The organism is Treponema sp. UBA785, from assembly GCF_002297065.1.
In the GTDB taxonomy this organism is placed as follows: Bacteria; Spirochaetota; Spirochaetia; order Treponematales; family Treponemataceae; genus Treponema_D.
On the sequence record NZ_DBJD01000011.1, the window covers coordinates 1 to 9848 of the forward strand.

Sequence of the window (9848 nt, forward strand, 5' to 3'; positions counted from 1 at the left end):
TGCTCCTGCCTTTTGTTGTTTTTGTATTTAACTTTCTGTTAAAAAAAGTCTTTTAATTTACAATTCGGGTTTGCAGGGATATAATATTTATATGACAGATTTACTTACTGATTCGGAATTTGAAAAATTTCGCAAAATTATTTACGACAAGAGCGGTATTACTTTTTCGGCAACAAACCGTTCGATTCTTGATTCGCGCTTAAAGGAGAAATTGCGCGAAAAAAATCTGGCTTCGGTTCAGGATTATTATAATTTGATTATGTCTGATGAAGGCGAAATGAAAACGATGCTCGATTCTGTTACTACTAATTTGACTCGTTTTTTTAGAAACCAGCCGCATTTTGATGCTCTTGTTCATTATGTAATTCCTCATATTATTGAAGAAAAAAAGAAAACTGGCGGAACTGTTATTAAGATTTGGAGCGCCGGCTGTTCTACTGGCGAAGAACCTTATACGATTGCAATGATTCTAAAAAGTCTCTTGCCGCCGCCTTATACTTTCCAGATTACGGCTTCTGATATTTCTTTGAAGTCACTAATGGTTGGTCAGCAGGGATTCTATCCGGAATCTAGAATTCAGGGGATTCCTCCAGAATATTTGTCAAAGTATTTTATAAAAACAGAGAACGGTTATCAAGTTTGTAAGGAATTGATTTCTACAATAAAATTCGACTACCACAATCTTAGAAATGATTCTGGTATGAGAAATCTTGATGTTGTTTTTTGCCGTAACGTTTTGATTTATTTTGACGAAGCAGCTCAGAAAGCGTGCATTGATAGATTTTGGGACGCTATGGGCAAGAAATCTTATCTTTTTATCGGTCATTCTGAATCGCTCTTTGGAATGGATACGAAATTCGAATTTTTAAAGACAGACTGGGCGTGTCTTTATCAGAAAAACTTATAGAAAAAGATTATTTTTGCTTATACGAATTTGATTTGTGGCTCTTTGAAAATATATTTTTGTTTGAGCGCGCATTTTTTTTCGATTTAGTTATGGGAGATTTAAAAATGGACGACATTTCGGTTTTGGTTTGTGATGATTCTGCGTTAATGAGAAATGTTATTTCGCGGGTGATTGACAATACTCCTGGAATGAAAGTTATTGATAAGGCGATGAACGGGCAATTCCTTATAAGCAAACTGGAATATACAAAGCCTGATGTTATTATTTTGGATATTGAAATGCCTGTTATGACGGGAATTGAATATCTTCGCTATCGTAAAGAACATGGTCCTGATATTCCTGTAATCATCTTGTCTTCTATCGCTGAAAAAGGCGCTGCCGTAACTATGGAAGCTCTTGAACTTGGTGCCTGCGATTTTATTACCAAGCCAAACGGTTCTGTTTCTGTAGATATAAACTCTGTTGCTGACCGTCTGATTGAAATGATTGCTTCTTATGGCGGAGCTCAGGCGCGTTTTAATGGAAAAAATGTTTACAGCACTGATTACTACATTCGCTTGAATTCGGAGCGGGCGATTGAAAGAAAACTGCATGAGGCTCTTGGCGATAAAGCTAAAGATGTCGTAATTCCTCCTCCGAAGCCTATTCCAAAAGATTTTGAAACTTTTATTCCTCGTGAAAAGAAAAATATTGTTGCTATTACTCCGTTGCATGCTCCTGGAAAAATTAAACTGATTGCGATTGGGATTTCGACTGGCGGCCCTAATGCGTTACGTGAAGTTTTTGCAAATATCAATCCTGGGGTTAGACAGCCAATTATGGTTGTTCAGCATATGCCTGCTGGTTTTACAAAAGAATTTGCTGCAAGTCTTGACAGAATTTGTCCTTTGAGTGTTAAAGAAGCGGAAGATAAGGATGTTCTTGAAGAAGGTCATGTCTATATTGCTCCGGGTGATTTTCATATTGTGGTTGAAAACAATGGGTTTGGAAAATATCAGATTCGTACAAACCGGTTGCCTCAAAGAAATGGACACAGACCTTCGGCAGATGTTATGTTTGAGTCTGTTGCAAAGGTTTTTAAGTACAATGCTCTTGGTGTAATTATGACCGGCATGGGAAAAGACGGTGCTGTTGAGCTTGCAGAAATGCGTAAGCAGGGTGCGTGGACTTTGGGACAGGATGAAAAATCTGCCATTGTTTATGGAATGCCACGTGTTGCATGGGAACTTGGCGCTGTTCAAAAACAGGTTGCCTTAGACAAGATGGCTGAAGAAATAAGCAGTCTGGCAATGGCAAATTATTAAAATAAAAATTTAAAACCAAAAAAGCGATGATTGAGCTTTGTGTGAGCTGTATCACTCATCGTTTTTTTTATATTTTTTGCTTTATTATTGGCGACAATGGTATGAATGTTGCTCTGCTAAAGATAAAGATTGCCAGTTCGCCTAAGATAAATGCTGAAAATCCTGTCAAAAACCTTATAGTTTCGTTAAATTGAATATTTGCTGGAAAATTTGCTATTTTAAACAGAATAGGGGCAAAATCAAGAGCAAGAATGCAAAGTGCTATGGGCAAGAAAAGTGCACAAAGCCCCTGTAAAATTCTGACTGGCTTTTTTAAGGCTATTCTGACGATATTTCCTTCTTCGAGATTAAAATTCTTTATATTTAATGCGGTAAATGTCTTTGTGCTGTGCCTGCATGTTCTTATAGAAGGGCAGTTTATGCAAGCTGACGAAAAAACTGAAGCCAATAAAACTTTTTGAGAATTTTGCGAAACAGAAATGACTCTAGCAAAATTAAGCATTTGTTTGTCCGTAATTTTTGATTGTTTTTAACTGAGCATCGCAGAGTTTGTAGCCGACTTTATTGCCTGTTTCTTCATATGTGTCGCGTAAGTTAAAGAGTGCGTCATAATAATATGGATCGATTGTAATTGCCTGTTCAAAGGCTTCGGAAGCGTTTTCGTATTTTTCGAGATTAAAATATATTACACCGAGTGTGTTCCAGAGTCTTGAATTGTTGCAGTTGTTTTCTAGTCCTTTATGGCAGAATTGCAACGCTTCTGTTGTAAGACCTATGTTAAAATCAATTAAAGCAAGCGTTTCGATTACTTGATCATCTTCGGCTTCGATTGAATAGGCCTTGTCCAAAGATTCTTTTGCACGCAAAAGGTCGCCTGTGTCGCGGTAAGTAACGCCAAGATTGTACCAAAGCCGATAGTTGTTTTTTTCCAAGGTAATTGCTTTTTGAAAACATGCAATCGCTTCTTGATATTCGCCGTTGGCTGCAAGTTTTATTGCCTGAGAATTAAGTTGTGAAACATTTTCTTTTTTTGCCGGCATATTTTTACTTCCGTTTTTGCTGTGGTTAACGCATTGAATTGAAAAGCTCTTCAATCAAGGTGCCTATTTCTGTTTTACTTCCGTAAAATAGTGCAAGCTCCTGACTTTTTTGTGTTACAAGTTCAGAACCTTTTTTTGCCGCCTGCTCAACCGCTCCGCTCTGTGTTAAAAGCTGAATTGCTTTTTCGACGGCTGGGCTTTCTATTCCTTCATTTTTTGCCTGAGTAAAATACTGGGCAAGTATTTTTTCGTTCTGCGGATTTTTTTGCAGATGCAGAAGCACTGGCAGAGATTTTTTGCCTTCGACAATATCATCTCCGCGTTTTTTGCCTGGATTTCCGGTTGTAAGGTTTTTTACATCGTCAATAATCTGGAATGCAACACCAATATCCTGAGCGATTTTTCCAGCTTCTTCGATTTCTGAATCAGTTCCGCCTCCTGCAAGAATTCCGAGTTTGACTGCAAGGCGTGCGAGAGTTCCTGTCTTGTTACGAACCATGGCTGTATATTCTTCGGTTGAAGGAATTAAGTCTGGATTTCTGTGCCATTTAATGTCCATTGCCTGGCCGAGGTGCAAAAGCCGCAGTTCCTGCAGAAAAAGTTCATAGAGACGCAATTTTTCGTCGGAAGACAGACTTAACGCTTTTATTGCGGTTGGTGCTTCAAAATAGAGCCAGCTCCCTGCGTTTATGGCAACGTCCATTCCGTAAGAAATATGTGCGCAAGGTTTTCCGCGCCGCGTGTCTGCTCCGTCTTCTATATCATCGTGAATAAGGCTTGCTGTGTGTGCAAATTCAACTAGCGGAGTTAAACCGTAGGCTTTTGTTGAATCTACATCTGTTTTTTTTGCCTGGGCTGTCATTTGCGCGCAGAGCACGAGAAGCAATGGCCGCCACCTTTTTCCGCCAAGCGAAACTAAGTGTGCGCAAGGCTGGGTTAAAACCGAAATATGTTCCTGATTTATGCACGAATCTATTTTTCCGAAAGACAGTTCTTTCCAGCTGTCATTAAGTTCTTGCGGCAGAATTTTTTGTAGAGAGAGTTCAATTTGTTCAAGTCGAGATGTAAATTCTTGTTTCATAGCTTTATTATAACTCAAAAACAAAATTTTGTGTACGAGTGATTTTGATTTGCGTGAAGGATTGGAAGGGCGGCTTATGAAGCCGTTGCGGAGCGAAGCGTAGCAATGCAGGCGGAAGCCGGAACCCTGGAAAGCCTGACGGCAATTTTTTGCCGGCACGCCCCTTAAAAATCCAAAAAAAAGCGGTAAACTTTCATTTACAAAACAGTAAAAAAATGAGTAAAATTTGCCGATTAAGAATTATGGCATCGAACAGTTATGAAAAGCCGGATTTTTGGTCGCAAAAAGCTTTTTCGGAAGGCTATCCTGCGCGTTCGGTTTATAAATTAAAAGAAATTGACGAAAAATTTCATATTCTCAAAAAAAACAGCAGGGTTTTGGATTTGGGAGCGGCCCCTGGAAGCTGGACGACCTTTTTGCTCAGAAATTTAAGTCCGGAAAGCAAGGTTGTTTCCTGCGATTTGAATACTCTTGCAAAAGATGTCAAGGGCGACAATCTTGTTTTTATTCAGGGCGATTTAACTGACAAAGCTATTTTGGAAACTATAAAAAAAGAAGGTCCTTTTGATCTTGTGGTTTGCGACGCAGCTCCTAAAACAACAGGTAACAGAATTGTCGATACTGCGCGTTCTCAGGGGCTTGTAAAAATGGCGATTTATTATGCCCAGACAATGTTGCGCCCGGGCGGAAATTTTGCTGTAAAGGTTTTTCAGAACGGAGACCAGCAGGCGCTCTTAAAAATGATGCGCGAAATTTTTACCTCTGCAAAAGGTTTTAAGCCTGTTGCCTGCCGTGCCGAAAGTTTTGAAACTTATCTTATTGGAATAAATAAAAAAAATGTTTAAGGCTGTTTTTTTGCTTTGCAATTGCATCTGTCAATTGCATTGCTTGTATTATAGACAGGATAAAAATGAAATTTAAAAATACTGATTTTGCTGGTTTTAAAAAGAAAATTTTTAGCATGAAAGCTCTCGCCTGTTTTTCTGTCGCCGCGGCTTCTTTTTGTGTTGTTTTGACGGCTGGACTTCTTTTACAGCCTGAAAAGCAGGAAGAAAACGGGCAGGGAGGTTTTGAAACTCCTGGTTTGCCTGTTGTTTCGGAAAGCGAAGTTGCTCTTGCTGAAGAAGAAAATTTGAACTTGAGCGAGATTTGCTATATTTCTTACCGCGTACATTCTGGAGATATGATTAGCGTTATTGCGTCAAATTTCGGAATTACGGAAGATACCATAATTTCTGTAAACAATATCCGTTCTTCAAGGCTTTTGCAGATTGGAACTTATTTAAAAATTCCTTCGATTCCAGGAATTCTGTACACTGTGCGCAAAGATGGAGAGACTTCTCTTTCGATTGCTGAAAAATATAAGATTGACAATGCAAAACTCTGCGCAGTGAATAAGGTTTCGGAAAGCGACTCTCTTTCTGCTGGAACAATGCTTTTTTTGCCGGATGCTCATCTGGATTGGGTTACCCGCCAGGAAATTAACGGAGATTTGTTTAAAAAACCTGTTCATGCAAGATGGTATATGTCTTCCGCCTTTGGATGGAGAAAATCGCCTTTTACAGGAGCGCGTTCTTATCATAGCGGAGTAGATATGGCCTGTCCTCAGGGAACTAGAATTTATGCGGCAATGGACGGAAAAGTAACATCTACAGGTTTTAACAACACTTACGGAAATTACGTGATTGTAACGCATCATTCTGGTTATAAAACACTTTACGGACACATGAGCGCAATTGCAGCTGTAAAAAATCAATACGTAACTCAAAATTCTGTAATCGGTTATGTAGGAAGTACAGGCTTGAGCACAGGACCGCACTTGCATTTTACAGTTTTTAAAAACGGCAAGCAGATAAATCCGCAGAATTTGTGGAATTAGACGGCAGCTTTTCCGGCTTTTCGCCCTTCCGCTGTTCGTTCCATTTGAGCGGCGTTAAGCCGCTCAAACTGACGGGGCTTCAATCCGGGCTGTATTAAACATTTTTTATAAAATCAAAAAATCTGTAAAATAAAGCCTTTGAATTTTCTGTAAAATCAAAATCGAATTCAATTTTTCTAAAATTTCTGAATTTATTTTTTCTTCGTTTTTTTTTGCCAGTTCTTCGGCTGTCCGTTCAGAAAAATAATTGAGTATTATTTCGCGCATTTTTGCCAGATTTCGGTCTAATTCTTCGTAAAATGCCTGGTCGTCGCTGTATTCAATGTAAGGCGTTATAAGCACGATTTTTGTTTTTCCGTTTTTGCCGGGTTTTGTTGCTACGCGCAGTTTTCCGATTTTTGTAAAAGCCTTGTTGTTTTGAGAAGAAGAGCTTTTAAACTCTGCCTGATTTAAAAATATTTTTTCGCTGTCTGGCAATGTGTATTTAGTTTTGTTTTTTGAGCGCAAAATTGAAAAAGTAATTCCTGTAAAAAAAACAATCGCTGCGAGAAAAACTAATATTCCTGTTAAAATTTTATTCAATTTGTTCATATTATTCTTTTGTTTCTGAGCCGGCATTTAATTCAAAAATGGCTCTAAAATTGAGTAAAGCCTGTTTTTTGTTCTTTTTAAATTTGGAGAATTTTCGTTTGATTCTGCTACAAAAATTGAATTTCCGTAAGTCTTTTGTTCTTCCTGCGAAATAGAAAATTCCTTCCCAATTCGTGCCTTTACGTGGATTCCGTCGGCAAGCCATTCTTCTGTGAGCAAGATGCCGTTTTTGCGGATATCGTTTAAAAGCGCGTGTTTTTCTGTTGGAATTATCAGGTTTTGGACTTTGCCTAAGAGGCTGTCGCAGATTTTTTTAGTGAGCTGCTCAAACCCGGCATGATTTAAAGCGCTTATTTTTACCGCATTGCTGAATCCGGCATAAAGCCGGACTGCCTGCGGACTTTCCTCTTCGAGAGAATCTGTTTTGTTCAGGACGATTATTCGCTTTACCTTATCTGCTTTTATTTCTTCAAGAACAGAAACGACTGTTTTGTATTGCTCAAAAACATTCGGATCGCTGGAATCAAGAACGATTAGCTGTAAATCTGCGTTTTTTGCTTCTTCAAGAGTTGATTTAAAGGCGTTTACAAGAGAATGCGGCAGGTTTGAAATAAATCCGACTGTGTCCGTAAGAAGAATAGAGCCGCCTTCTTTTAAGTTGAGCCTTCTTGTTGTTGGGTCGAGGGTTGCAAAAAGCTTGTCTTCGACAAAAACATCTGCTCCGGTGAGTGCGTTGAGCAGCGTTGATTTTCCGGCATTTGTGTAACCGACTATTGCACAGGATGGACATGGCGTTCTGCCGCGTTTTTTGCGTTGTGTCTGCCGGTCGAGCACAACCTGAGAAAGTTCTTTTTTTACAAGCGCAATCTTGTCGCGAACCTGTCTTTGATCGAGCTCGAGCTGGGTTTCGCCGCTGCCTTTTGAACCGTAATTTCCGCCTCGTTGTCTTGCAAAGTCGCCGTACATGTGGGCAAGCCGCGGTAGTGAATATTCGAGTTTTGCAAGCTGCACCTGAAGAACTGCTTCTTTTGTCTGCGCCCGTGCAGAAAAAATCCGCAAAATGACTTCCTGCCTGTCAAAGACTGCAAGTTTTGAAAGTTTTTCCCAGTTGCGCTGTTTTCGCGGTTCGAGAATGTAGTCAAAAATTATTGCATCTGCCTTAAGTTCTTTTGCAAGTGCGCAAAGTTCCTGAGCTTTTCCTGAGCCGATTCCATAGGCGGGTGAAGGTTCATAACGCGTCAAATTTACGCTTCTGACTGTTTCTATTCCGAGTGTTTTGCAAAGACCTTCGAGTTCTGCAAGTGGAACTTCTGGCTGGCCAATAAGCAAAGCTTTTATTTTTTGATTCTGTTCTTCTTCAATTTCTATCATGTTTTAGCGTTTATAAAAGTGCAAATTTTATAACAAAAATAGTATAAAATATTTTACAAAAACAGTGAATTCCTTACTTTTTTTTGCCGATTTTAGATAGAATAGAGAAAATATTTTTTAATTTGCAGGTGAAATTTTGACTTCGAGTCAGAAATTTTCTGTAAGTTTGCTGATTTCTGTCTTAATTTTTGCTTTTTTTTCGGTGATTACACTTTCCGGACAGTTTGATTCTATTGAAGCAAAATTTTATCAGCCGGCTGTAAGAAAACCGATTGAACAGAAAATCAGAGAACTTTCGGAACAGGAAAAACAATATAATCAGATTCTCTTTGAGCGTTTTGCTTCTTTTGCTTCGGACGATGCCGTGCTTTCTTTTACAAAATCAGTTTCGTCTGACGAGGAAGTAAAGTCGCGCGCTTCGGCTTGTGCAAAGATTTTTTCTTCATCGCCTTATTTGCAAGGAATTCGCATTGTTGATTCTAACGGCCGAAAAATTCATTACAGCAGTTTTGGAAGCGATAAAAAAAAACAAAATGAACGCTCGACGGTCTACGAAGATTATTCGAATTTCGTAAAAAACGGGCAGGAAGTTGAATTTGAGCTTTTAGATTGCAAAAATGGCCGGAAATTCAAGATTTTTAACGATTTTGAAAAAAAACGCATAATTTATTCGTTGCCTTTTATTGGAAAAGATAATTCTGGAAAAATTTCGCAGCCGGCAGACGTATTTTTTTATTGCGGAACCGAGGACTTTGTAAGGTTTTTGTATTCAAAAAACAAAATCAGCCTTTCGGAAAAAGATGGAGCGGAATATCTTTTTACAGGTAATTCGAATTTTGCAGGTTATATTTTTGGACTCCCTTATTCAAATTCTGAACTTTTGGGGAACGGTCTCGAAGCGCTGCGCGAAAATGTCCGTAAAAAAGTTTTGAATTTGGCTGAAGACAGGCGGACTGAACTTTTTGAACAGAATGTTTATTTGACAGGAACATATCTTCTTTTGGATAAAACTGAAGAATCAAGCGAGCAAATTGATTCTGAAAAAAAAGAATTTTCGACGGACAATGCTGGAGAAAATAAAGAGCCTCTTTCTGCAAACTACAATTTTGCGGTTTTTACGAAGATTGTAGATTTAGGAGAAGAAAATTTTAGTTTTCTCTGTTTTGTTTATGACGGCGGAATGTTTAAAATTTCGCTTGAACTTCGTATTCTTTTGTTAGCGCTTGTTTTTTTAACCTTATTTTTGACGATTTTTTTGATTTTAAACTTAAAACGCGATGATTTGAGCATAATAAAAGCGAGAATAAACCATTTTCAGAAAATTTTTGCCGAATCGTACGAAAAGTCCAACGAAAGACTTCCTGACGAAGAGCTGCAAAAACGAAAAAATGAGTTAAAAGAAGAAATAAAGAAAAGCCTTGGCCGTCTCGGAAAAAAATATCCTGCCGAAATTGATGCGCTTTTTGAAAACGGCTGGACAGAGTTTTTTAAAACTGCAATTTTTTCAGATTTACCAAAAAATTCACAAATTCCAGAAAGCGTAAAAATAGACAGCGCCGAATTAAAAAATGTTCTCGAAGAAATCTTGGGTAGCGGTCAACTTGACATAAAAGTAAAAAATCAGGAAAGCGCAAAAAAACGCGATGTGCAGGAAAGTGCAAACGATGTTGAGCCG

The 9848-nt window shown here is 38.5% G+C and carries 10 protein-coding genes; 5 read left to right on the forward strand and 5 right to left on the reverse strand.

The genetic code is table 11. The features are described from left to right. The first annotated feature begins 91 nt into the window (after positions 1 to 91). Both B2X33_RS00640 and cheB read left to right on the forward strand, forming a co-directional pair. Entirely contained in the window at positions 92 to 907 is an 816-nt protein-coding gene (locus tag B2X33_RS00640; protein ID WP_288518496.1) for a CheR family methyltransferase, read from the forward strand. Between the two features lie 104 nt (positions 908 to 1011). Beyond that, the gene (gene cheB / locus B2X33_RS00645) at positions 1012 to 2211 is read left to right on the forward strand and encodes a protein-glutamate methylesterase/protein-glutamine glutaminase (RefSeq protein ID WP_296020340.1); all 1200 of its coding nucleotides are present in this window, start codon (positions 1012 to 1014) and stop codon (positions 2209 to 2211) included. A 67-nt stretch (positions 2212 to 2278) separates the two neighbouring features. Here cheB and B2X33_RS00650 read toward each other — a convergent pair whose 3' ends face one another. Genes B2X33_RS00650 through B2X33_RS00660 form a run of 3 tightly spaced genes read right to left on the reverse strand, consistent with a single transcriptional unit; the run spans position 2279 to position 4332 of the window. Next, positions 2279 to 2713: a SoxR reducing system RseC family protein gene (locus tag B2X33_RS00650; RefSeq protein ID WP_296666737.1), complete on the reverse strand. Its 435-nt coding sequence runs from the start codon at positions 2711 to 2713 to the stop codon at positions 2279 to 2281. After that, on the reverse strand, positions 2706 to 3251 hold the full coding sequence (locus B2X33_RS00655; protein ID WP_296020323.1) for a tetratricopeptide repeat protein: 546 nt from the start codon (positions 3249 to 3251) through the stop codon (positions 2706 to 2708). The genes B2X33_RS00650 and B2X33_RS00655 overlap by 8 nt, the downstream gene beginning before the upstream one ends. A 25-nt stretch (positions 3252 to 3276) precedes the next feature. Next, on the reverse strand, positions 3277 to 4332 hold the full coding sequence (locus B2X33_RS00660) for an FPP/GGPP synthase family protein (protein WP_296666740.1): 1056 nt from the start codon (positions 4330 to 4332) through the stop codon (positions 3277 to 3279). A gap of 242 nt (positions 4333 to 4574) precedes the next feature. On the opposite strand from B2X33_RS00660, the gene B2X33_RS00665 reads away from it, so the two are divergent. Together B2X33_RS00665 and B2X33_RS00670 are read left to right on the forward strand one after the other, a co-directional pair. Continuing rightward, the gene (locus B2X33_RS00665) at positions 4575 to 5177 is read left to right on the forward strand and encodes an SAM-dependent methyltransferase (RefSeq protein WP_296666742.1); all 603 of its coding nucleotides are present in this window, start codon (positions 4575 to 4577) and stop codon (positions 5175 to 5177) included. 65 nt (positions 5178 to 5242) lie between these two features. Further along, positions 5243 to 6211: a M23 family metallopeptidase gene (locus B2X33_RS00670; protein ID WP_296666744.1), complete on the forward strand. Its 969-nt coding sequence runs from the start codon at positions 5243 to 5245 to the stop codon at positions 6209 to 6211. Between the two features lie 105 nt (positions 6212 to 6316). Here B2X33_RS00670 and B2X33_RS00675 read toward each other — a convergent pair whose 3' ends face one another. Then, the gene (locus B2X33_RS00675; protein WP_296666746.1) at positions 6317 to 6802 is read right to left on the reverse strand and encodes a flagellar basal body-associated FliL family protein; all 486 of its coding nucleotides are present in this window, start codon (positions 6800 to 6802) and stop codon (positions 6317 to 6319) included. A gap of 27 nt (positions 6803 to 6829) precedes the next feature. Then, positions 6830 to 8173 (reverse strand): GTPase HflX, encoded by a 1344-nt coding sequence (gene hflX, locus B2X33_RS00680; RefSeq protein WP_296666748.1) that lies wholly within the window; start codon positions 8171 to 8173, stop codon positions 6830 to 6832. A 136-nt stretch (positions 8174 to 8309) separates the two neighbouring features. Here hflX and B2X33_RS00685 point away from each other — a divergent pair. Then, on the forward strand, positions 8310 to 9848 hold a 1539-nt coding region (locus B2X33_RS00685; protein ID WP_296666751.1), incomplete at its 3' end, for a hypothetical protein.

Bases quoted from the DNA above. Each gene is read 5' to 3' on its own strand.
- B2X33_RS00655 (WP_296020323.1), bottom strand. From the start codon at position 3,251: ATGCCGGCAAAAAAAGAAAATGTTTCACAACTTAATTCTCAGGCAATA.
- B2X33_RS00670 (WP_296666744.1), top strand. From the start codon at position 5,243: ATGAAATTTAAAAATACTGATTTTGCTGGTTTTAAAAAGAAAATTTTT.
- B2X33_RS00660 (WP_296666740.1), bottom strand. From the start codon at position 4,332: ATGAAACAAGAATTTACATCTCGACTTGAACAAATTGAACTCTCTCTA.
- B2X33_RS00650 (WP_296666737.1), bottom strand. From the start codon at position 2,713: ATGCTTAATTTTGCTAGAGTCATTTCTGTTTCGCAAAATTCTCAAAAA.
- B2X33_RS00675 (WP_296666746.1), bottom strand. From the start codon at position 6,802: ATGAACAAATTGAATAAAATTTTAACAGGAATATTAGTTTTTCTCGCA.
- B2X33_RS00665 (WP_296666742.1), top strand. From the start codon at position 4,575: ATGGCATCGAACAGTTATGAAAAGCCGGATTTTTGGTCGCAAAAAGCT.
- hflX (WP_296666748.1), bottom strand. From the start codon at position 8,173: ATGATAGAAATTGAAGAAGAACAGAATCAAAAAATAAAAGCTTTGCTT.
- cheB (WP_296020340.1), top strand. From the start codon at position 1,012: ATGGACGACATTTCGGTTTTGGTTTGTGATGATTCTGCGTTAATGAGA.
- B2X33_RS00640 (WP_288518496.1), top strand. From the start codon at position 92: ATGACAGATTTACTTACTGATTCGGAATTTGAAAAATTTCGCAAAATT.